Source organism: Arthrospira sp. PCC 8006 (assembly GCF_046480465.1).
In the GTDB taxonomy this organism is placed as follows: Bacteria; Cyanobacteriota; Cyanobacteriia; order Cyanobacteriales; family Microcoleaceae; genus Limnospira; species Limnospira platensis.
Genome location: NZ_PKGG01000002.1, coordinates 52,152 through 75,958 on the forward strand (window position 1 = coordinate 52,152; position 23,807 = coordinate 75,958).

The 23,807-nt window shown below is 42.2% G+C and carries 19 protein-coding genes; 9 read left to right on the plus strand and 10 right to left on the minus strand.

Annotation, left to right across the window (positions count from 1 at the left end; genetic code table 11):
• The first annotated feature begins 37 nt into the window (after positions 1 to 37).
• Positions 38 to 985, plus strand: coding sequence for an NAD(P)H-dependent glycerol-3-phosphate dehydrogenase (locus tag B9T16_RS00640; protein ID WP_315669738.1), 948 nt, complete (start codon positions 38 to 40; stop codon positions 983 to 985).
• Between the two features lie 6 nt (positions 986 to 991).
• Here B9T16_RS00640 and B9T16_RS00645 read toward each other — a convergent pair whose 3' ends face one another.
• Entirely contained in the window at positions 992 to 2,239 is a 1,248-nt protein-coding gene (locus B9T16_RS00645; protein ID WP_410243881.1) for a sensor histidine kinase, read from the minus strand.
• Between the two features lie 66 nt (positions 2,240 to 2,305).
• Positions 2,306 to 6,034 (minus strand): PAS domain-containing protein, encoded by a 3,729-nt coding sequence (locus B9T16_RS00650; protein ID WP_410243882.1) that lies wholly within the window; start codon positions 6,032 to 6,034, stop codon positions 2,306 to 2,308.
• Between the two features lie 219 nt (positions 6,035 to 6,253).
• Between B9T16_RS00650 and B9T16_RS00655 the strand changes: the two genes are divergently transcribed.
• On the plus strand, positions 6,254 to 7,582 hold the full coding sequence (locus B9T16_RS00655; protein ID WP_410243883.1) for a hypothetical protein: 1,329 nt from the start codon (positions 6,254 to 6,256) through the stop codon (positions 7,580 to 7,582).
• 9 nt (positions 7,583 to 7,591) lie between these two features.
• Here the strand turns inward: B9T16_RS00655 and B9T16_RS00660 are convergent, their stop codons facing one another.
• From B9T16_RS00660 to B9T16_RS00680, 5 genes are all read right to left on the minus strand, one after another.
• Positions 7,592 to 8,461, minus strand: coding sequence for a diguanylate cyclase (locus B9T16_RS00660; protein WP_410243884.1), 870 nt, complete (start codon positions 8,459 to 8,461; stop codon positions 7,592 to 7,594).
• A 312-nt stretch (positions 8,462 to 8,773) separates the two neighbouring features.
• Positions 8,774 to 9,130: a slr1659 superfamily regulator gene (locus B9T16_RS00665; RefSeq protein ID WP_410243885.1), complete on the minus strand. Its 357-nt coding sequence runs from the start codon at positions 9,128 to 9,130 to the stop codon at positions 8,774 to 8,776.
• 57 nt (positions 9,131 to 9,187) lie between these two features.
• On the minus strand, positions 9,188 to 9,568 hold the full coding sequence (locus B9T16_RS00670; protein ID WP_410243886.1) for a DUF6272 family protein: 381 nt from the start codon (positions 9,566 to 9,568) through the stop codon (positions 9,188 to 9,190).
• A gap of 417 nt (positions 9,569 to 9,985) precedes the next feature.
• Complete coding sequence (locus tag B9T16_RS00675; protein WP_410243887.1) at positions 9,986 to 11,926, minus strand: adenylate/guanylate cyclase domain-containing protein; 1,941 nt, start codon at positions 11,924 to 11,926, stop codon at positions 9,986 to 9,988.
• Between the two features lie 20 nt (positions 11,927 to 11,946).
• Positions 11,947 to 12,141, minus strand: a complete 195-nt coding sequence (locus tag B9T16_RS00680) for a cache domain-containing protein (protein WP_043468597.1) — start codon at positions 12,139 to 12,141, stop codon at positions 11,947 to 11,949.
• A 180-nt stretch (positions 12,142 to 12,321) separates the two neighbouring features.
• Between B9T16_RS00680 and B9T16_RS00685 the strand changes: the two genes are divergently transcribed.
• The 3 genes from B9T16_RS00685 (at position 12,322) to B9T16_RS00695 (ending at position 14,675) form a co-directional block, all read left to right on the plus strand.
• Positions 12,322 to 13,428 (plus strand): hypothetical protein, encoded by a 1,107-nt coding sequence (locus B9T16_RS00685; RefSeq protein ID WP_014276824.1) that lies wholly within the window; start codon positions 12,322 to 12,324, stop codon positions 13,426 to 13,428.
• Between the two features lie 165 nt (positions 13,429 to 13,593).
• Complete coding sequence (locus B9T16_RS00690) at positions 13,594 to 14,058, plus strand: ATP-dependent zinc protease (RefSeq protein WP_014276825.1); 465 nt, start codon at positions 13,594 to 13,596, stop codon at positions 14,056 to 14,058.
• A gap of 50 nt (positions 14,059 to 14,108) precedes the next feature.
• Positions 14,109 to 14,675: a hypothetical protein gene (locus tag B9T16_RS00695; RefSeq protein WP_014276826.1), complete on the plus strand. Its 567-nt coding sequence runs from the start codon at positions 14,109 to 14,111 to the stop codon at positions 14,673 to 14,675.
• A 106-nt stretch (positions 14,676 to 14,781) separates the two neighbouring features.
• Here B9T16_RS00695 and B9T16_RS00700 read toward each other — a convergent pair whose 3' ends face one another.
• Positions 14,782 to 15,417 carry a sigma-70 family RNA polymerase sigma factor gene (locus B9T16_RS00700; RefSeq protein WP_410243888.1) on the minus strand — a complete coding sequence of 212 codons (636 nt, stop codon included), beginning with the start codon at positions 15,415 to 15,417 and terminating at the stop codon, positions 14,782 to 14,784.
• A gap of 419 nt (positions 15,418 to 15,836) precedes the next feature.
• Here B9T16_RS00700 and B9T16_RS00705 point away from each other — a divergent pair, with 419 nt between their 5' ends.
• Positions 15,837 to 16,715, plus strand: a complete 879-nt coding sequence (locus B9T16_RS00705) for an ABC transporter permease (RefSeq protein ID WP_014276828.1) — start codon at positions 15,837 to 15,839, stop codon at positions 16,713 to 16,715.
• Positions 16,716 to 16,748: 33 nt separating this feature from the next.
• Here the strand turns inward: B9T16_RS00705 and B9T16_RS00710 are convergent, their stop codons facing one another.
• Positions 16,749 to 17,036 (minus strand): hypothetical protein, encoded by a 288-nt coding sequence (locus B9T16_RS00710; protein WP_410243889.1) that lies wholly within the window; start codon positions 17,034 to 17,036, stop codon positions 16,749 to 16,751.
• Positions 17,037 to 17,371: 335 nt separating this feature from the next.
• Here B9T16_RS00710 and B9T16_RS00715 point away from each other — a divergent pair, with 335 nt between their 5' ends.
• The 3 genes from B9T16_RS00715 (at position 17,372) to pyk (ending at position 21,529) form a co-directional block, all read left to right on the plus strand.
• Positions 17,372 to 18,250, plus strand: coding sequence for an ABC transporter permease (locus B9T16_RS00715; protein ID WP_410243890.1), 879 nt, complete (start codon positions 17,372 to 17,374; stop codon positions 18,248 to 18,250).
• Positions 18,251 to 18,510: 260 nt separating this feature from the next.
• Positions 18,511 to 19,875: a hypothetical protein gene (locus B9T16_RS00720; protein WP_410243891.1), complete on the plus strand. Its 1,365-nt coding sequence runs from the start codon at positions 18,511 to 18,513 to the stop codon at positions 19,873 to 19,875.
• Between the two features lie 232 nt (positions 19,876 to 20,107).
• Complete coding sequence (gene pyk / locus B9T16_RS00725; protein ID WP_014276832.1) at positions 20,108 to 21,529, plus strand: pyruvate kinase; 1,422 nt, start codon at positions 20,108 to 20,110, stop codon at positions 21,527 to 21,529.
• A gap of 487 nt (positions 21,530 to 22,016) precedes the next feature.
• Here the strand turns inward: pyk and dnaB are convergent, their stop codons facing one another.
• Positions 22,017 to 23,780: a replicative DNA helicase gene (dnaB, locus tag B9T16_RS00730; protein ID WP_006616435.1), complete on the minus strand. Its 1,764-nt coding sequence runs from the start codon at positions 23,778 to 23,780 to the stop codon at positions 22,017 to 22,019.
• Positions 23,781 to 23,807 lie beyond the last annotated feature (27 nt).

Sequence of the window (23,807 nt, forward strand, 5' to 3'; positions counted from 1 at the left end):
CAATGTATCCTTGTTAAGATAGAATAACGAAGATTTTATGGAATTTCCAGATAAGGAACAGGCAACCCTGACAGTTTTGGGCGCGGGGGCTTGGGGTAGTGCGCTGGCTGAGTTGGCGGGTCATAATGGCCATAAAATTAATCTCTGGTCTCGCCGTTTAGGTAATACTTTGGAGGAAGCGGTAGAAGGGGCTGATTTAATCGTTTCTGCTATTTCTATGAAAGGGGTGGCGGCGACGGCGGGAAAACTCCAGGAAATTGGTATCCCCGATCATGTTCCTATTGTCACTGCTACTAAAGGCTTAGACGCGGAAAGCACCCGGACTCCTTCTCAAATTTGGGAGCAGGATTTCCCAGATCATCCCATTGTGGTACTATCAGGGCCTAATCTGTCGGCCGAAATTGAACGACATCTTCCGGCGGCGACGGTGGTAGCAAGTTCTGACCTAGGGGCGGCGGAGTTCGCCCAGAGGCTATTTGCTTCGAGTTTGCTGCGGGTTTATACCAGTAATGACCCTATGGGGACGGAGTTGGGAGGAACTTTAAAAAATGTAATTGCGATCGCCTCTGGGGTCTGTGATGGCTTACAATTGGGCATTAATGCCAAATCTGCCCTCCTGACCCGGGCGTTAACAGAAATGATCCGCATTGGCACCCATTTGGGGGGACAGACAGAGACCTTTTTTGGTCTGTCAGGTTTGGGGGATATGTTAGCCACCTGTAATAGTGCTTTAAGCCGTAATTATCGGGTGGGCTATGGTTTGGCTGAGGGTAAAACCTTAGAGGTGATTTTGCAGGAGTTGGGTAGTACAGCCGAAGGGGTCAATACCACTAATGTACTTATCGCTATTGCTGACCGCGAAAAAATTCTCGTCCCCATTTCTCGACAGGTCTATCGCTTATTGAACAATGAAATTAACCCCCAAGAAGCCGTTGAAGCCTTGATGGAAAGGGATTTAAAACCGGAGTTTCACGAAGAGTCTTAATCATCTTTAATCAGTCCCGGTTTGCTTTTGGGGAATTTTGATGATAAATTCGGTTCCAGTTTCGGGGTCGGATTTAACTTCAATGGTTCCCCTATGACCTTCGGTGATAATTTGATGGCTGAGACTTAATCCCATACCTGTACCTATGTGGGGAGGTTTGGTGGTGAATAGGGGCTGAAAAATGCGATCGCTTAATGATTCGGGAATGCCATTACCATTATCATAAATCCTGATTGTTACCCAACCCTCCCCTGGTGGTTCTGAAGTTTCCACCGTCGTGGTAATCTTAATTTCGGGCTGAAACTCATTGTCTTGTTCTCGGTTAGTATCTAAACTGTCTATCGCATTATTTAGCAGGTTCATAAATACCTGATTAAGTTGCCCTGGGTAGCATTGTACCTGGGGTAATTCTCCGTAGTTTTTAACCATTTGAATGGCGCGACCTTTTTTACCTTTAATACGTCCCTGTAAAATCAGGATAATATCTGCCAGACCTTCATGAATATCAACAGTTTTTAATTCCCCATCATCCTGTTTATAAAAATTCCGTAGAGACTCCACCAAATGACGGATACGGTCAGTTCCCACTTTAATTGATTCTAGGAGTTGTGGGAAATCTTCTAGCAGAAATTCTAAATCAATATCCTCGATTCTTTCCTCAATTTCTTCCACAGGTTCGGGATAATGTTCACCATACAACTCTACCAATTCCATTAAATCTTGAGCATAACCCGTCGCATGGTTAATATTACCAGTCACAAAGGAAACCGGGTTATTAATTTCGTGGGCAATGCCGGAAACCATTTGCCCCAAATTTAGCATTTTCTCACTGTATAACAGTTGTTGATAAGCCTGTTTTAACTGTTTATTTTGAGCCGCAATTTTTAAGCCACATCGTACCCTAGCTAATAGCCCATCAATTTCAATGGGTTTGCTCATCAATTCATCAATCCGATATTCCGAAGTAAACTCATCAAGGGAACTACACTCATCTATTTGTTCCTGGGCGGTCAAGAGGATGAAAAATGTGGTAGCTAATGTTGGATGATAACGCAGTTTCTGACAGACCTCTAAGCCGTTTAACTCAGGTAACATCCAATCACAAATCATTAATTCTGGGGAGAGACTCTCCGCTAAATCTAGGGCGGTTTTACCATCTTCAGCGATCGCCACTTGATACCCTTGTTCTTCCAGGGTATTCTGTAGAATCATTTGGGTGGCGATGTCATCATCAACAATTAGAATAGTTGCCATGGTTTGATATTGATTAATTGAGTAGTTACTGTGATGTTAGTGAGTCTATTTTGCCATGTTTTGTGATCAGCTATAAAATTTTTGTTGAATCAAACTATCCACCCGGTTAAGATTTTCGGCGAGGGAGTCAATTAGACTCATAGATCCAGCCAGGCTTTGGCTGCGGGCTTTTTCTTCAATATCGGCGGCGATCGCTGTTAAAACCGGCACCCCCACATTACCACTAGAACCTTTGATGCGGTGAGCAACCATAGCCATAGCTTGAAAGTCTGATGCGGTGATAGCTTGGCGCAGTTTAACTATATCTTGGCGTGCATTTTCCATAAACACAGCCAATAACTTTTTCTGAAATTCAACCTTACCCCTAGAAATTGTCTGGAGGCGGTCTAAATCAAGCAGGAGCCTAGGTTTATCCTGTTTTGTATGAGTTGATATGGTTTTGGGGGTCGGGCTGGTTTCAGGGGCATTTGGGCTGGGTATTTGTTGCCGACGGGCGGCCCAAGTTTGCAGTTTAAATGCTAACTCCTCCTGGGTGATGGGTTTGCTGATATAATCATCCATACCGGCTGATAAGCATTTTTGGCGATCGCTAGGCATAGCGTGGGCGGTCAGGGCGATTACAGTGGTATGGCGATCGGTGCCTTCCCGTTTCCGTAGTTCCTCGGTTGTGGCATAACCATCTAATTTAGGCATCTGACAATCCATAAACACTAGGTCATAATGGCGATCGCTTAATAATTCCAGCACCTGTTGTCCATTTTCCGCCAAATCAGCTTCAATCCCTAATAAACTCAACTGATTTAACAATACCTGTTGATTAATAGGATGATCCTCAGCTAGTAAAACTTTTAAATCCAAACCAGCAGGGGATAGGGTAGTAGAATTATCCCCAAAACCATCACTACGGGAGCGAAACTCGGCTAAATTCCCCGTAATTTCATTAGCCATAGCTGTCAGCAAAGCATCAAATAATCGAGAAGCCCGCACAGGTTTAATTAAATAACTGTTAGCCCAACCATCATCTAATAAATCTTCCACCGAACTGAGTCGGCGCATAGAAGTCATTAACACCAACTTAGTATCACTGAGCATCGGTTCATTTTGGATAACTGCGGCTAAATTTTTATCTCCATCAATCAACAGATTTTGGTCAAAAATTGCCAACTTAAAGGGTTGGTTATTATTGGCGGCATCACGCAACTTTGACAAAGCCATTTCTGGGCTAGAGGCTTCCTCAAGTTCCATCCCCCAAGATTGAATCAGATACCGGACAGACTGGCGCACACTTGCATTAGCATCAACCACCAAAATTTTTAATTTGGTTAACGTTTCTGGTAAATTGGGAAATGATGCAGTTTTGGAGATAGAAAAAGGCAGAGTAAACCAAAAATTGCTACCTTGATCAACCACACTTTCTAAACCGATTTCTCCCCCCATAACATCTACCAACTGCTTACAAATTACTAAGCCCAACCCAGTACCTCCAAATTTGCGAGTCGTGGAAGCATCCACCTGAGAAAAAGCCTCAAATAACCTTCCATGAGACTCAGGCGGAATACCAATGCCAGTATCCTGCACTTCATAACGTAATATCAAAGGAGCATTAATATCATAGTTGGGAGGGCGGCTAACTCGCAGGGTGACTTCTCCAGCCGGGGTAAATTTAATGCCATTACTCATCAGGTTTAACAGTACCTGTCGCAGTCTACCGGGGTCGCCCCGCAGATAACGGGGAACATTGCGATCGACAATAGCCGCTAATTCAATGCCCTTATTTTCTGCCTGTGCTGCCAATAAATCAATGATATTTTCTAGGCATTCTTCCAGGTCAAAATCCAAGTCTTCTAGTTCAATTTCTTGGGCTTCTAACTTAGAAAAATCGAGGATATCATTAATTATAGATAAGAGGTGATTAGCACTGGTACGAATCGCCTGGACAAAATCTTTTTGTTTAGTATCTAGTTCGGTTTTCAGCAATAACCCAGTCATCCCTAAAACCCCATTCATGGGAGTTCTAATTTCATGGCTCATATTAGCCAAGAATTGGGATTTTAGCCGAGAGTTTTCTAAGGCGGCTTCTCGTGCTTTCACTAATTCATCAATGGGATAAGTGGCAATAACCACGCCGCCTATTTCCTGGTTTAAGGTATACCAAGGATGAATCGCCCAGCGAAAATATCCGTGGGAACCATCAGGATAAATCATGTTATCTTCCGAGCAGGAAATCACCTCGCCAGCAATAGCTCGGCGGTAGACTTCTGTACAGGTTTCTGAGATATGGGGGAAAATTTCATAGTGGCTACGACCCACTAAAGATTCTGGGGGAAGATGATACTCTTGGAGCCAGCGATCGCTATAAGCTATATAGCGCATAGAACAATCTAAAATAGCTACAGCCACCGGAGCATTAGTAATAATTTGCTGGAGTTGTTCTCGCTCCCTTTGGAGGGTGCTAGTTTTCAGTTTTCGGGATGTTATATCACGTTGTACAAAGACAAAATGGCTGACTTTTCCCGTGTCATCAGTGACCGGAGAAATACTAAGATCCGCCCAATATTTCGAGCGATTCTGACGGTAGTTAATCAATTCCACTTGTATAGACTGACCCTGGCTGAGGGCGACTTCAACTCGCTTTAATTGTTGCTCGTCTGTGTCGGTTCCTTGCAGAATATTGGGATTTTTACCAATGATATCTTCCGGTTGATAACCAGTAAGATTAGTAAAGGCTTTATTAATATAAACTATCTGAGAATCCGTGGTTTTTTCTGGGTTACATTGAGCGATCGCGATCGCATCAGTGGTATGGCTAACGGCTGATTCGAGTAACCTGAGCCTCTGTTCTTGGCGTTTGCCTTCCGTGATATCACTACCAATATTACACACGGCTAAAATATGTCTATTTTGATTAAAAATCGGAAAATTTACGGATATAAATTGGCGAATTTTACCATGATAATTGACTATATTTTGGTGAGTTTGCTGCACTCTACCACTGTCGAAAACTTTTTGATCCGATTCTTGTAGTTTTTGGGCGATAGTTGTTGGAAATAAATCATAGTTGGTTTTACCAAGAATCTCCTGGGCTGGTCGATTTAAGAAAATTTCGCACTGACGATTAACCATAATATAACGGTTTTGACTATCTTTGGCACAGATCAGCGCCGGACAGTTATCAAGAATAGCTTGCAGCAAATGTTTCTCTTGTGTAGCATTCGTGGCTATCACTTGCTGCTGTTGAATTTGTAGTTTTAATTGTTTAATGGTTTCCTGAAGTTCAGCGGTCTGATCTTGAATGGTCAACAGAAGATCTGATTGGCTATTTTTGACAGGTGCTTGTGTGTGTTGCCGTGGGTAGCGGGTGGTTTCTGGCCAAGAATTAGGGTTGAGGAGTAGACCATTTGAGTTTTGGAGTTGGGGGGTTGACTCACCCAGCCCCAGACCGGGGATTAATTTAAGTAGTCCCTGGATAATTGATAGGGAAATAATGAAAGCGATCGCCCCTACTGTAAAAATTAGATTAGGTGTAGGATTTAACCAAGTTTCTCCCTGTAAGATAATAAAGCTACCAGTGCAGAAGACAAACACAGCAAATAGAAAGATTAATCGACGCAGGGGAAGATCTCGCCAGATCACGATGATGTACAATAACAGCAGGGCCAGAATGTAGTCAGCGATCGCCAATAGAAAAGAGACCCTTTGTGGTAACACCATTGGCTCTATAAATCCTAGGCTGGCTATTAAAGCTAGATCTGGGGCTAATAGTTGACGGGCCATTGCCATTACTGTAAAAATCATTAATACTCAAATTTTTGTATAAAACTAAGCTGAGGTAAAAATTGCCTCTATCTCAAGGATGAATTATTGTTACTATTGACACATCTACCTGTAGGGATACCTTCTAATCCGTCAAATCCTGAGTCGATGTCAGGAATTATATAGCTATTGCTTGTAGATGCACAGAAGCTACCCTACAGAAAATATAAACTTTAATCACTAGGGTGGGAAGGTTTACTTATGGCACGACTTTCGCAAAAATCCTTTGATATTCTGCTGACGGAGATCAATCGGCGGGTTAAAGAAAATCCCATTGATCAAATTGGGGCTGAAATTGTACGATCTCGGTTGCACAAAAGGCGATCGCAGTCGGGAGATTTTCTAAGGCGATCGGAACTTGAGGAATTACTTACGGATCAGTTTCCTGATTTTAACCCCAAAGTAATTGATAAAGCTGCCCGGGCTAACCGTCCTCCTGGTGCTATCAAAAAGCTATTTTGGGGAGGGGGAGTCATCGGTGGACTAGCGGGAGTCGTTTGGTTAGTTAATTTACCTTATCCGATGATTCGCCAACCTGTGGCTACAACCGCCCCCTTGTTGTTGCTTCCCAGCTATATTAGCATGGATTATAACTACCGACAGGCGATCGCTTTAGTAGAACAGGCTGATCAATTGGTCAATAAAGCCACAGCTATGACAGACTTTGAACTAGGGGCTGAGAAAGCCAGCCAGGCTCAAAAGCACCTGGATAAGTTGCCTGTATGGTTTTTGGGATATTACCCAAAGGCTTATTGTAATTTGTTTGGTTGCACCTGGCGCTTTACTTTTGATGAGTACCAAAATACCCGGAAACTGGTGGGCCGCATGGAAGCCCAGATTTTCCAGGAACAGAATGCTTATCAAGCCTTACAGCAAGCTCAACAAGCCTTACAGATAGCCACAGCACAGTATAATCAAGCGGAATCGCCCGCCGATAAACAGACAGCTATTATAGCTTGGCAACAGGCTATTGATCAACTAAGACAAATCCCCCAAGCAACTTTGTCTGGAAAGAATGCACAACAGCAGTTGACCGCTGCTAACCGTGATTTTCAGCAGCAGGTGGGGTTTGTAGCTGGTCGTTTACAGGGTAATACTTTAATTGAGGCGGCGCAAATTTTTGCTAGTAAGGCTGCTAATGATGCTCAAAATCCACCCCATAATCAATTACATTGGCAGCAGGTAATCGAGCATTGGGATGAGGCGATTAAACGCTTACAACAGATTAATCCAGACAATCCGAGTTATTTGGAAGCTCAAACCAAACTAGCTGAATATCGGTCAAATCGTCGGCAAATTCAACAAAGATTACAGGACGAAAGAGATTCTGTAGATGCCATGGAAAGAGCCAGACGGTTAATTGTGGAATGGCGACAGTTGACGAGTTCTGCTAATCCCAATTTTACATCTTTAAATAATAAGATATCTGACGTTATTTATACATTAGAGTTGGTGCGCCCTGGAACAACTGTTAATGCTGAGGCTCAAGAACTGTTACAAAAGGCACGACATACCCGCAGTCAATTGTAAATTAAGTTATCAATAATCGTCATTTTTAAGGCATGGGCATAAATTTAAAGAGGCGATAGTGACGCGATCGCGTCCGTGAGTTTTAGAATAGTATAGCGCCGTATCTGCCGATCTAATTAAACTATACTGACAATCAGCGTGTATGGGAAAACCCGCTATCCCCATAGACATAGTGAGTCCCTGCATAAAAGTATAGGAATATTGATGGTGTAGATTTTTGATACCTTCCCTAAGAAACTCAGCAATTTGATGAGCATCCTCAATAGTGGTCGAGGGTAAAAGGAGCACAAATTCCTCTCCCCCATATCTACAAGTAGTATCTGATAGGCGAGTATGATTTTCTAAAAATCGGCTGACAGCTTTCAGGACCACATCTCCGGCTTGATGTCCCCAGCGATCGTTAAATCCTTTAAAATGATCAATATCCCCTATAATAATACTAAGGGGTTCCTCCTGTTCTTTAGCGCGTCCTAAATGTCGGACTAGGGACTCTTCCATATAACGACGATTAAATAATCCTGTCAAAGAGTCACGAATACTCAAATCATGGGAAAATTTCTCAATCAAATCACCATGAGCTGTGGTTGTCTCCAACATAATTTCTAGGTCAGTATTAGTTTGAGATAACCTTTTTAATAAAGATTGTAGCTTTTTTTCAGAAGCTCTTAATTGCTGCTCAGTTCTTTTATGTTGGGTGATTTCCTCCTGGAGTTTCTGATGAGAACGATATAATTCTTGTTCCACCAAGTCAGCATGAAGCATGGTAGTTTCTAGTAAAATTTCCAGGTAGATTTTTTCTTGTTTAAGTATCTCAACTTCCTCCTGCAATTTCTGATTTTCTAAAACCAAATCTCTATCACTATTAGATTCTGATGTCATCCCCATACTAACCCCCTAAATTAATTCTAAAACTCAGGCACAAATACTAGGGTTTTAATTCACTAAATGCAGTCGGATAGCTGTCGTAAATTGTAGACAAATTTTGATGAACTATATGGCTTGCTGGGGACTGGCTGACAGTTCATCAATAATTTTAAACCTAGATAATAATACCTAGGTTAACCTCTGGAGTAACTGGGATAATTTAACTGAGTTTGCACCCGGTATATTAACAGGTTTTTCAGTGATATTTAACCCAGTTTTAGGCGGTGAGGGATATGGGTTCATCTAAATCATGGAATTTAGTTAAATTTAGGCATCAATTTCCAATTCCAATGTAGGCATTAATCGCTGTAAATTTTTGAGAGATTTTCCTTGCCAAGGTATTTTAATAGAAGCTAATAACACCAAGTTAATAGTTTTTTTCTGCCTCACTTTAATCACAAATTTAGACAGCATATTAATTCCCGAACTGTTGAGAAATTGCAACTCTCTGAGGTTCAGAGTGATTTTAGGAGGTTCGATATCTAATACATCATTAAGTAATTTAACCACCACATTGGACTCTTCTAAGCCATTGAGTCTCAGAGAGCCTTTAAGGGTAATAGTGGATATTTGGCTATCGTAACCAATGCTATAATCTTCAGTTTGATATGATTCAATTACCATGTTTAATTCCTGTATTCAAGTTGTGAAAAATTGAGATTTAACTACTTTAGATGTTGATTAGATAGTGAGTTGAACCATTGTAGTAACAATAGTCTGGGAGGTTTCTTGTTCTAAGGTTTCAAACTTCCAGCCGAGTTTGGCCATATAGTCGTTAACCATTGTTAAATATCCTAAGCCAGATTCGGTATCATTTTCTACATTTTTTTCAACCTGATGAATATACATCTCTTGGGGGTCAGAACTTAGCAACTCTTGAATGTAGTCTTGAAAGGAACTAACCGCGTCTTTATTGATAGTATTTGCCACAAAAAAGGAGAGATTATCGTGCTGCAAAAATAGCTGTATTTTAATCGGGTATGTTGATGATTCATCACTAAATTTCATGGCATTTTCTAATAACTCATTAGCCACAAAACTCACAGCACTTTTAACTTCCATTTGCCGACTAACTGAGTCCTGTTCCTCTTCTGTTTTCGGGAAAATGTGGTGACATAATCAGCCATAAAGTTGGCGGACAAACCATTATTTCTCCACATCTGTTTCAGGGGAACGGAACTGGGGGAAAACCCAATCACCAAAAACTCATTGCTGGTACTTGGTGCTTCAAAAAAATCTCCAAAATTTTTTTTTCATGTTATGTTTAATAACTCAAAGTTTAATAACTTTTGGTAGTGTACAGCCTGACTTTAGATAGGTGAGGTAATTTGCCGGGATTAAGTCTCCGGAAAATTGATAGACTTTTCTTAGGGGTCACAGCAGAGTAGGGGGGGGGCGAGTTGCTCTTAGGTTAAGGATACCATATTTTGGATAATTTGCCTATAGTGTGATAGTCTACCTGCTGTGGGAGGGTTTAACCTAGGATAACATCTCATCAACAACCCGTTTCCAGTAAATTTGAGCCACAGCATCACTAGGATTTTCAGCTAAACAGATCTGCAACAATTGAGCGGCTTGCTTATATTCCTGGAGATAATAGAGAGCCAATGCTGACTCAAACTGGGTTTTAGTTTTTAACTTAGCGTCGCGACTTTCTGGGGGGTCAGCATCAAAGATTTCAAAGACAGAGACCATTTCGGATTTGCCTTTGACAGCGACTTTATCAATAATTCGGAAAGCGTAATTATTAGGGTTTTCAAGACATAAGAATGTATGTTGGCTAATTAAGAGTGGCACGGCATATTTTTTAGTTAACTCTTCCAAGCGAGCGGCTAAATTAACGGCATCACTAATTACGGTGGTATCAATTTTATCTTTCCCGCCAACAATACCTAACATCATAGTTCCGGTATTAATACCAATGCCAATTTTAATAGGTGGTCGTCCTGGTCGCTGTCGGGTAGTATTATAGTCGCTTAATAATTTTAGCATAGAGATTCCCGCCTGCACTGCATCATCAGCATTGCCACCAAACAATGCCATGATGGCATCTCCAATATATTTATCTATAAAACCATTATTGTCAATAATTGCGGGTTCCATACGGCATAAATAGGCATTGATAAACTTAAAATTATCGGCTAAGGTCATGTTTTCAGAGAGATTAGTAAACTGGCGAATATCTGAAAACAAAATGGACATTTGTTTTTCGACAGCATCTCCTGATTTAACTTCCACAATACTTTCATAACCGAGGAAGGATAAAAACTGATTAGGAACAAACCTGCCAGCGGCATCGGTGAGTTCTTCTTGTTCATTAAGGGCGAGTTCTAAATCACAGTTAACGGAAAACATTTCTTCGATAAAATTTTGTCGTTCTGCTTCGGCTTTTTGGCGTTCAGTGATATCTTGAAAAGTAGCGATCGCAAAGGTAATATTTCCCTGGGCATCATTAATAGGTCGGGCTCTAGCTTCCACGGGAATAATCCGATCAGGTTGATGGACTTCAATATCATTAACTAGGACACTTTCCCCTTTCAAAGCCCGCTCTAGGGGTAAATTCTCTTCTGGGTATAGTTGGTCAGTTCCGGCAATATAACTAGGATAAATGATAGAATTTTCATTGTTTAAATCATCCAGGACTGCACCTAGTCCAAATAGGATATGTGCAGCCTGGTTAGTATAGTAAAGTTGACCCATGTCATCGACAACGACAACGGCCAAAGGCATAGCTTCGAGGAACTGACGCAGAAGTTTATTGCTAACCTGTAACTCCTGAGCCAAATCTATATTTTCAGTTTTTAGGCGATCGTTAAGTAAGGTAATTTCCTGATTAGCAATACTAATCTGAGCTTGGTGGTATTCAACGGCTTGTTTTTCTATCTGTAGCTGTTCCAGACTCTGATTCAATTCAACTTCTGTCTGTTGAAGTAGGGTAACTTTTTCCTGTAGACCGGCATAGAGTCGTCGCAGTTGTCCAGTCATGCGATTAAAAGCCATAGCTAGGGTTCCCACCTCATCATCAGTCATTACGGGAGCCACAGGGGTGAGGTCGCCGTCTGCGACTTTAGTGGCTACAGTAGCGATCGCCAATATAGGGCGAGAAATTTGGCTCGCCAATAGATAAACGCCGACAGTGAGTAAGCCGGTAAAAGTTAAACCGACCCCCAAAGTAGTCCAAGCCAACTGACGAGCGGGATCTAGGGCTTCCGACCGTGGCATTTCCACTAATAGGACAAGTTCTTGGTGTTCTAACCAGGGAAACACACCAAGTACAGGAACGCCAGCATAGTTTAAATAACTGCCGCGCCCATTTTCCCGTTGCAACCCGCGATCAATGCCTTCGCTGTGACCCCCTCTAGGAAAGTCTTGTCGGCCAAACTCTTCCCCAGATACAAATACGCGCAAGTTATTGATCAAATAGGTTTCCCCTTGTTCTCCTAGCCCAGTAGAATCGAAGATAATCGGAGATCCATCTGCTCTAGGCTAAGGTGAGCGGCGAGAACACCTATGGTTTCACCTTGATTATCCGGTAGGGGGGTAGAGACAGTCATAGTGGGTCGTTCAAAAACTAGGGTTTTAATTGAAGCCCTAGCCTGACTAAATGCGATCGCCCCGACGCTGAAAACTGTCACCACTGATCAAAGTAAAAAGTAGACATGGATTGTATGTAATCAATACATTGTGACATGATTTGATACCGGATTGATTGGGAATTCTAAATTCTTTGGTGGAGGGAATTATGTTGAGGCGATCGCACTGAGGGGATTTAGGGTAAAATATGTTACCAAAATTTGAGTGAGTTAATTTAAGTTATGACCAGGCCAGCCATTTATATTGCCATTACTAATCACGGATTTGGTCATGCTGTTCGTGCTGCTTCTGTGGCTGCTCAAATCCAGAAATTTTGTCCTGATGTTTTATTATTCTTAGTAACTCAGGCTCCCCGCTGGTTATTGGAGTCTTATATTTCGGGTGATTTTGTGGTGCGATCGCGGGCTTTTGATGTGGGGGTAGTTCAGTCGGATAGTATCACTATGGATAAATTGGCGACTCGTTCCAAGTTAGAGGATATTAAGCAGCGGCAGAGGTCTATTGTAGCCAGAGAAGTTGATTTTATTCGTCAAAATCGGATTAATTTAGTGCTGGCGGATATTCCACCTTTGGCTGCGCCCATAGCTCGGTCGGCTGGGGTTCCTGGTTGGATGATGAGTAATTTTGGGTGGGATTTTATTTATCGTGATTGGGGGGAAGAATTCCAGGAAATAGCGGATTGGATTGGGGAGTGTTTTGGGCAATGCGATCGCTTATTTAGGCTGCCTCTTCATGAGCAGATGACGGCATTTCCTGTCATTGAAGATATGGGTTTAACTGGTGGTGATCCTCGCTATGATTTAGCTAAACTTAGGGCGGACTTTCAGATTAAAACCTCGGTAGAAAAAACTATTATGCTGACTTTTGGGGGCTTAGGACTAGACGCAATTCCCTATAATCATTTAGGGCGTTTTCCTGATTATCAGTTCATTACTTTTGATAGCAATTCGCCGGATTTGGATAATTTAATTAAGCCGAGAGATATGGTGAAATCTAGCCCTTCATTAGCAGAATATTCCCGCCTGCGTCCGGTAGATTTGATGCCTTTGTGTGGGCGAGTTATTTCTAAACCAGGCTATAGTACATTTGCGGAAGCATTGCGGTTGGATATTCCCCTAGTGTCTTTGGTGCGGTCCGGTTTTGCTGAGTCTCCGATATTAATTGAGGGGTTAGAAAATTATGGTTTCCACCAAATTCTGACGGCGGCGGAGTTTTTGACGGGAAATTGGGAATTTCTACGCGAACCCCTGAACCCCCCTCGCTTATCGGAAACTTTAGATAAAAATGGAAGTAAAGCGATCGCTGAAGCTGTGGTAGAATTATATTAGACGGTTGTAGATTAGGCTGTCAGTAACAGAAAAACGGAGCTTGCCCTTGGCCTTCCGGGTCAGGAGGGTAGGGGCAGCTTGTGCCAAATCGGGCTTGAGGAGATATAGAAGTAAAGCGATCGCTGCGAGAAAGCTAAAACAGAGATATCAAAAGGCTGGAAAGGATTGTTTAACAAGCAACAGCGAGATGTAATTGGCTGGCGGGAGTGGCTGGCTCTTCCTGATTTAGGAGTAAGTGCAATTAAGGCTAAAATTGACACAGGAGCGCGTTCCTCTGCCATACACGCCTTTGATGTTCACCATTTCGGCGATGAAGACGAAAGGATGGTTGAGTTCAAAATGCACCCCTGGCAGCGGAATAGCACGGAAACGGTGACAGCGACAGCGAAGGTTTTAGATCAACGAGAGGTGCGAAATTCCGGGGGACATTCCGAAGAAAGGATCGTGATTGTCACTACTGCTAAACTACGGGGACATGAATGGGAGATCGAACTTACCCTAACTAACCGGGATGTTATGGGGTTTAGGATGCTGTTAGGGCGCGCGGCTGTGCGGGAAAAGTTCTTGGTGCATCCTGGTAAGTCTTATCTCCTGAGCGATCGACCCAAGCTAGCACTCCGGCATTTATGATAAATCTAGCGTAAACTGGTGTAATCTGTTCAACTCAGGTAAATGATACTATGGTGGACTATAACGACACACCCAAAACTGGGATCAAATGGCTGGGCTTTGTTTTTGGTTCTGTGCTGCTGACCTCAAGCGCGATCGCCTGGGCGGGAGGGCCACCTAATCGCCAAGGTAAACCAGTAATTATTGAGGAACCGGCTGGAAGGCCGACAGAAGGCGATCGCACTGGTCCCACGCCGACAGCCCCTGCTGGTACATTACAACCAACACAGCGCACAGAGGATACCATTCCCAGATTTCCCCTTCCTAGTGCTAGGATTAGTCCTGTTAATGGCAGAGTTACCCTGAAGCTGATCAATTCTAGTAATGTGGTGATTGAATATCAGATATCAGGGGGAACCAGACCCAGGCTAGTTGGTCAGCAATCAGAAAGCACCTTAGAGCAATTGACAATTCCTATAAACTTGACCTATCAAAGGGAAGATGGCGGTTTGCTGTTTGTGCGTCCGGTAGTAACTAGCCCAGGTGTTTTAGAAATCCGGTTTGAAGCAACTGGTAATATCAACCTGGATACTCGGTCTCTGAGTATCAATGAACAGGGGACAGTGTTTCTAAACTAAAGGAGACACACTGCCGCCAAGTCTCTGTTGAACTGTGAAAATGGTTCTCAAATTCCCTCTAGGGTTTGCCATCTACCGCTTGGGCGATCGCCATAATGTAAACAGTTTAATCGGTTGATTGTGTGATAGCTTGACCGAGATAAATAGCGCGAATATCTTCAGGAATGGTGGTTTCTAAAATTTTATACCCTCGTTCTAACAACGTTCGCACCTCACTGGGGGAAATAGATTCTCCTTCAGCTTGTAAGTAGGCGGCGATGCGAGTTTCACTCCAGTGAAATGTCTGAGCCATCAGAATGATTAGCCGCAACAAAGGCTCAATTTGATCTAAAGCCTGACCGACATAACACCACAGGGGGGGTGGCTGATCTTTGAGTGAGTAATGAATAGACTCAACTGGGGGAAGTTCAGCGCGGTTAATACAGATAGCACTAACGTTAATAATCCAGTTTTGTAGAGTTGTTTCGGAGTCGGGAGTTTTTTCATTACGCAGGTTCAGACCCCGCATTTCATAAAAAATATGTCGCCAGGTCAACGCCAATAAATACTCAGCCTGAACTGGTGATTTGACAGAGTGACCAATCAGAGTATAGACAATGAGGGCATAGCGACAGAAAATTACTACAAAGTATCGACCCCGATCTGGATGATTTTGAAACAGGGTCAGGAGTTCCTGGTCGCTATGATGGGTCAAGGATTTGACCAGGGTATGAGTTGCTTCCGGGAAGTTAAGGGTTTGCAAGGTCTATCTGAAGTATGCTACTTGGTCGGTTTTATAATGATCAGCACCACTTGCTGGCGCTAAGTGGAGAATTGACAGGGTATTTTACCTGCCTCCATTTGTCCAATTGGCGATGATTATACCAGAAAATGATCAGGCTGCAATACGGACACCTGTTCCGAGGTGGGGGAATGGGTGGCAATTTTCCAAACATTTCGCCGCCGTTAGTAAAGTAGGGGTTGACAGGGAGAGGGAAGGGCGCTATCCTAGGTGTAGTTTATATAATTTGGTATTTGCAAAATTAAAAAAGTTTTGAATATTCCAATTATATAAAAATAGTACCGCAAGTCAACGATAAAGTCAAGGGTATCCCCAAAAAGTCGATTTTTTTAACATTTCTTAATTTTTGTAACAAAACTTAACACAATCACCCTAGTGATATGATTTTTGGTAAACAGAAGGCTTCAAGTCCGTTGGGGGAAACTGTCGGTGTGAACAAGAGAATATGGTTAATCTTACCCGCGACGGTGTGGTTAGTGATATTTTTTGTAGTGCCGCTGGTGATTGTGCTGATTTACAGTTTTCTGGAACGGGGAACCTATGGGGGGGTGGTGTGGTCTTTTACGGTAGGGCAATATCAAAGGCTGTTGAATCCCCTATATTTGAGAGTTTTTGTGCGATCGCTGGAACTAGCGGCATTTACGACGATCATTTGTTTAGCGATCGCTTATCCGTTTGCGTTTTTCATAGCTACCCGTCCTCGTGGTTGGCGTAATTTATTGTTAATGCTGGTAATTATTCCATTTTGGACTAATTTCTTAGTGAGAACTTATGCTTGGATGATTATTTTACGAGACCAGGGAGTGGTGAATACCCTACTACAAAACCTGCATTTAATTGACGAACCCCTCAACCTCTTATTTACCCCCTTTGCTGTCCTAGTTGGTTTAATCTACGGCTATCTACCGTTCATGATTTTACCGTTATATGTAACCTGGGAGAGATTCGACTTTTCCTTGATTGAAGCCGCCCAAGATTTAGGAGCTAACGATATCCGCACAGTCTGGAGGATTTTATTACCCTTAACCAGACGGGGAATTATTGCGGGTTCTATTTTAGTATTTATTCCCGCTTTGGGAGCATTTATCACCCCAGATATTTTGGGAGGGTCGAAAACCGTGATGATTGGTAATTTAATCCAGAATCAATTTTTGCAAGCTCGTCATTGGCCTTTGGGTTCAGCTCTGTCTATACTGTTAATGATGTTAGTCATAGTTCCAGTTTGGGTTTATTTCCAAATGGCTGAAAACGGTAAGTAATGCACCCACGAAGATAGCGGTTTTGGGGAATATTTAGGAAGCGCGACGATCGCTGTATCCCAGATATTGATTGTAGGAGCGATTCCCTAAGTATCGATAAGATGGTAATTCACTCATGACGATTTTAGGTTTGTTGACCTTTCGCTCTAAGTAAGATATCGGTAAAACAATCGGCCATAATGCTGCTGCTAAGATTAAGATCTGCCATGAAGATAGTTGTGTTTTCGGGGTGGTGCGATCGCGTAAAAATTTTTGCAACAAATAGGCAAATGTTAGCATGGCGATCGCCAAATACAGGCGCACAATAAGGGTAACAATCAAAATCCTTCTCCCAATTCAACTTTTCTGACAACAGGTGGGTGGGGAGAGTAGTCCCCCCACAACCGACAAAAGCGGATCAAGTCCCAGCTCGACTAGGCAAATATCTAGTCATTAGTTTTGGTGAACTGAATGTTTAATATTGCTTATAGTTCGGCTTGACTTCTCCCTATTATAAAAAATATTCCACAGATGTGTGTGACTTCAAACACTTAATTTTGCGAGTGGTATCACTCTCAGTAGATTTGCGGTTGTATTAGTTAGCTATCAGGATGATAAGGGAGATTTGAAGATGAGAATATCTGCCAATAGGAGTAGGATAGGATAATGAGTACAATATGAACCGATCAACTGTGACCAGACTTGATTTGCTAATCCGTTCCCTGGGTAAAACTGGACTGTGGGTAAATGTCGCCCTAGGGTTTGCGTTTCTATACCTACCGATCGCCATTTTAGTGGTTTATTCGTTCAATGCTTCCCGTTTTAACGCGGTGTGGAGTGGATTTACCCTAGACTGGTATAGGAGTTTATTGGGAAGCATTCCAGCACAGACGGCGGATCTATCGACGACGGGAGTTTGGTCAGCCTTATATAATAGTCTGATAGTGGCTACTATTTCCAGTGCGATCGCCACCATTTTAGGAACGGCGATCGCTTTAGCATTAGAACGCTATAAATTTCCTGGTTATCAACTTTTAGAAAGTTTGCTATTTTTACCAATGGTTATCCCCGAAATCACCTTGGGAATTTCCTTGTTGGTATTTATGACCCTAATTTTTCGGCTAGTAGAAAACCTCACCGGGATGCGATTAAGTCTCGGTTTACCAACTGTAATTATTGGTCATATCACCTTTAGCATTTCCTTTGTCACCATTGTAGTCAGGGCGAGAGTAGCAGACCTTGACCCTAGACTAGAAGAAGCCGCATTAGATTTAGGAGCCAATGAATGGCGAGTGTTTCAGCGGGTGACTTTTCCCTTAATTTGGCCGGGTATTTTCAGCGCCAGTTTATTAGCATTTACCTTATCATTAGATGATTTTGTGGTATCATTTTTTACCAGTGGGGTAGGTGCTACTACTTTGCCATTATTTGTTTATGGTATGATTAAACTATCGGTTACACCTGCCATTAATGCCATCTCAACTTTGATGTTATTAATATCCTTGATTATGCTATTATCTTCTTTAAAATTGGGAGGTACTGCCGGGTTGGAGTAAAATTACATAACTCCTGTTAGCAGGTGAGGTAGTGGTAGCTGGGGAGTATAGCCATCTGTAGGGAGAAACCCTCAGTTTGTCTTGCCCCTAGAACCCAAGGTAGCGATCGCTACGGAAATAGATATCCTGATTTCCGACGATAGCATAGCACAATAGAGAATGTGGGCTGATGATCTAACTGAAGAAGATTATAGATAATCACCCCAACTCTGAGGATAAATATATTTATAATAGAGGTTGGTCTAATTTTAGTGGGTCGGATGGATATACAACAGGATTATAATCAGCAGTGCCTTCAAAGGTTAATTTGGGCAATGAATCAACTTGGGATTGATGTAGACGCGAAAAAACTGGTCAGCATTTCGGAATTAATTGTCCAAACCATGACCGGACCGTGGCGGTATTTTCATACCCCAGATCATATTTTTGAGGTGGGAGGTTCCGAAGATGCTATTGAGGTATTAGCCGCCTTATTCCATGATGTGGTTTATGTGCAGGTTGACCAAAGCGTTAACTTTAATCTTACCTATTACTTAGTTCCCTTCATTCGCCAAGTAGGAGAACATCTTTGGATTCGTGAAGCCGTAGATATTCCTGAAGATCCCACCTTTGAAATGGTGCGGATAATTTTTGATATGTCTCCGGGAAAAATGCTCTTACCTTTAGAAGGGCAAAATGAGTTTTTAAGTGCTTTAGTGGCGGCGAAAGTATTACAACCTTTTCTGAGTCAAGAGTTGTTAGCGAAAATAGTCGCCTGTATAGAAGCTACAATTCCCTTCCGAACTCCTACCCAAACCGGATTAAATAATAGCGATATTTTATATCAAAGATTACAGGCGATCGTTGACAAATTCAACCTTAAATTAACCGATGGGGAGCTAATCGAAACTGTCAAGCGATCGATTCGTATGGCTAATCGTGACGTGCGGAGTTTCGCCGATCCTAGTGCAGCCAGATTTTTAGATAATACCTGGAACCTAATTCCTGAAACTAATCATCATCTGAATAATCCTAGTGCTTACACCATTGGTCAATATAGAACAGCCCTCCAAAAAATGGAAGGGTTTATGAATTTTCTGAAGCCGGAAGTGGTTTTTCATCAATTCCGAGGCTATCCCGAAGATAGCATTTATGAACAATTGGTATCCAGGGCAAAAAGAAATATTGCCGTGGGTCGATTATATCTAGGTAGTAAATTATTTACTATTGCCTTTTTAGAAGCCTTATCTCTGCGATTTGGTCGCGTAATTCCGGTTTCTACTTTAATGGGAGAAATGCCATCGGAAAATTTTGTGACGGTTTCTTTGATAGATTTTCTGCCGGAAATAGAAAATGATTATCACCCTGAAGATGAATTAGAATCTACGGTGCTTATTCTTCTGGAAAAAGGGAGAACTCAGCATTCTTACTATGATATCAAAAATTCACCTTTGACAACATATATGGTGAAGCAAATGGGATTTGCAGAAATGCAAAATCAACGGAACCGCGCCCAAAAGTTTTTTCAACAGGAAATCTCGTCAGAGGAATTTTTAGCTGGATGTGATCCACACATTAAAAAAACCGTGACTGAGGGAATTGTCAAATTATTTGATACTCGGAAAGTCGCGTTGCTGGGTGGCTAAGTGGTTGGGTTGATCAAATCCTGAAAATGTCCGGTGATTTAAAATTGGGTTAAGAAGAGATTATAGAGGGTATGGGAGAGTTATCAAATTGCCAATATACTTTTATAATATAGGTGGCGAGCTGATGTAAATCCATGAGATTATCGGATCTATGAATAGGCGATCGCCTATGATTATGACTCTCGCAGATAACTCAATTCATACACTGACCTAATTATTTACTCAAGGGATTATGAAACCTTTAAACCGTCGAACTAAAATTGTAGCTACCATTGGTCCAGCTAGTAATTCCCGTGAAGTGCTTTATCAAATGATCCAAGCGGGGATGAATGTAGTACGCCTCAACTTCTCCCATGGTAGCCATGAACAACACACCAAAACAGTCGCCCTACTGAAAGAAATTTCACAGGAGTTAAAAACATCTATCACCCTATTACAAGACCTACAGGGTCCTAAAATTAGGGTAGGACAGCTTCCTGATGGTGGTATACAATTGATGGCGGGAGAATATATTACCCTAGTTCCTATTGACCAATACGAGAGTAAACCTAATACGATTGCGATCGACTATCTGCACCTGGGAGAAGAAGCGGAAATCGGCGCGCAGGTTCTGCTAGATGATGGATTATTGGAATTGAAGGTTGAGGAAATTTCCGGGAATCAAGTTAAATGTAAAATCATTGAAGGAGGGACTCTGAAAAGCCGTAAAGGGGTTAATCTTCCCAGTTTAACTCTACGTTTACCGTCTTTAACTGAAAAAGATCAGCAAGATTTAGAATTTGGGATTTCTCTAGGTGTTGATTGGGTGTCTCTTAGCTTTGTGCGGAACGCAGAAGATGTGCGAGTTCTTAAAGACTTTTTAGCGTCCAAAAATGCGTCACAAATATCGGTGATGGCCAAAATCGAAAAACCTCAAGCGATCGCTAATTTAGAGGAGATTATTTCCGAGTGTAATGGTTTAATGGTAGCCCGGGGTGATCTGGGGGTCGAAATGAGTCCCGAAAGAGTCCCACTACTGCAAAAACAAATTATTCGCCTTTGCAATCAAAAAGGGATTCCAGTAATTACAGCTACTCAAATGCTGGACAGTATGATCAATAATCCCCGTCCGACAAGGGCTGAAGCCTCCGATGTAGCTAATGCAATTATTGATGGAACTGATGCGGTGATGTTATCAGGGGAATCAGCAGTTGGTAAATATCCGATTCGGGCTGTGGAAATGTTAGCGAAAATTGCAGAGGACGTGGAACCGGAAATCAATTTCATCAACTACCCACCCGCGTTCAATGATGAGACCCATGCTATCAGTGAAGCGATAAATACCATTGATAAAATTATCGATCTACATTGTATTATTGCCTACACCTGTAGTGGTTATACTGGGCAATTAGCGGCGGCTGAACGCCCGAAAGCGCCTGTGGTTGCCTTAACTCCTAATCCCAAGGTTTACCATCGTTTAAACCTGGTTTGGGGTGTGAAACCTCTGCTGCTGGAACAGGAGGTAGAATCCTTTGAGGAACTGATAAATCAAGCCCAAACTTATCTATTAGTGCGCCAAATGGCTTCCCCCGGAGACAAAATTTTGATTATTGGTGGTATCCCTTCTGGGAAGGCTAAGGGAACCAATTTTATCAAAATCCACACCATAGGATAATGAATAATGAATAATGAATAATTAACAATTGTTCATTATTGATTGATCACGTTGTAGGGGCGGGTTTAACAGTTAATTAGATTACCCACCGACTATATTAATCAACCCGCCCTCAATCACCCGCGAATTAATTGATAATTGATAATTGATCACGTTGTAGGGGCGGGTTCAACAGTTAATTAGATTACCCACCGACCATATTAATCAACCCGCCCTCAATCACCCGCGAATTAATTGATAATTGATAATTGATCACGTTGTAGGGGCGGGTTCAACAGTTAATTAGATTACCCACCGACCATATTAATCAACCCGCCCTCAATCACCCGCGAATTAATAATTAATTATTAATTATTAATTATTAACCAGGTGGGGTGGGGCGGGTTTAGTAATCTTACTGGTGGGATATTTCATTGACAGTGGAACCCGCCCCTACAGGATAATGGATAATGGATAATGGATAACAGGGAATAATTAAAAGTAAGAATTATCTGCCTCTGGCGAGATTACGGAAGGTTGTATATTGAGGGTCAAAAAGTAGCTTGATAGTTCCTGTGGGTCCGTTGCGGTGTTTGGTGATAATAATTTCGGTTAGACCGCGATCTGGTGAATCTGGGTTGTAGTAATCATCTCGATATAGCATAATTACTATATCGGCATCCTGCTCAATGGAGTTGTGGACGATGATATTATTAGCTACAAAATTATGTAAACCGGGAACTGTTAAATCATATACATCGGTTTCTGTAGCGGGTTCAATGGCAGAAATTTCATCCCAATAAATATTAGTTTCGGCGGTACAAGCGATTTGACAACCCGTAGTCAATTTATCTAAACGTTCCCAACCTTTGAGGGTAAAAAATTGATGATTAGCGGTGGCTTGTATAGTACCTCCTAAACGAGTTTTTAAATGAAAAGTTGGCTTAACTCCGGTGGCAAAAACTCGCTGAACTGTGGCTTTTTCTAACTTTTGAGTGTCTGGATTTACAGCTAAAACTGAAAAGTCAGATTTGCCAACTAATTCTCGAATGGGAACTGGTAAACGACTATCTACTAGGGTGACTAAACTATCCCCTGATAAACAACCAGACTCTCTTAAATCGGACATCATGGGACGTTTATTGGTGCGTGATTCAACGCCTCGACTTAATTGGGAGAGGGTGATTACTGGCAGATTTAGTTCCCTAGCTAAACCTTTAAGCGATCGCGTAATGCGAGATAATTCCTGGACTCGGTTATCAGGGTTAGCCCCTTCCATTAACTGCAAATAATCAATTAAAACTAACCCTAAGTTACCACCTTGTTTAGACTGTAGCTGGCGGGTTTTTGAGCGCATTTCGGTAACTGTAAGGTTGGGAGTATCATCAATAAAAATTGGCAATTCTGATAGGGTTCCGATCGCCTGAGTGAGGGGTTCCCATTCAGCTTGGCTAATGCGTCCCGATCGCAGTCGATTACTTTCAATTCTGGCTTCACTAGATAACAGTCGTTGAACTAACTGTTCCTTAGACATTTCTAGGCTAAAAACGGCAATTGGTAAATTGTGTTTTTTAGCAATACTATGGGCGATGGAAATAGCAAAACTGGTTTTTCCCATAGAGGGACGACCAGCTACAATAATTAAATCCGACCGTTGAAAGCCTCCGGTCATGGCATCTAAGTCATAAAAACCGCATTCAATACCTGGTAATGCTAATCCTTCGGAGCGTTCTTCAATGCCCTGAAATGTCTCAATTAAGGTTTCTGAAATTGACAATAAATCGGGTTTTGGTTTAATTTGTGTTACCCCAAAAATCCGCTGTTCGGCTTGGTCTAACACCTTTTCTAATTCCATGTTAGTCTGATAGCCTAACTGGGCGACTTCCTGACCAGCTTGGATTAACTGACGGCGCAAAAACTTATCTATGACCAATAAAGAATACTGGTCAATATTAACAGCGGAAATAGTGCGATCGACTAATTCGGCTAACTTCATCTGACCGCCAGCAGCATCTAATTGATTATGATCTGCTAACCAGGTAGTAACGGTCATTAAATCTGTGGGTTTTCCCTGTAAATGAAGGGTTAGGGTAGCCCGATAAATACTTTGATGGGCGCTAATGGCAAAATGTTCTGGTTTGAGGATGTCGGCGACGCGACTAATAGCTTCCGGGTCAAGAAGTATGCCACCTAAAATGGCTTCCTCCGCCTCAATATTTTGGGGAGGGTTGCGATCGTTGCTTAACGGCGATATCGGCAGACTCTCAGCCATAATTAGGATATTGTAGACGGTAGATAG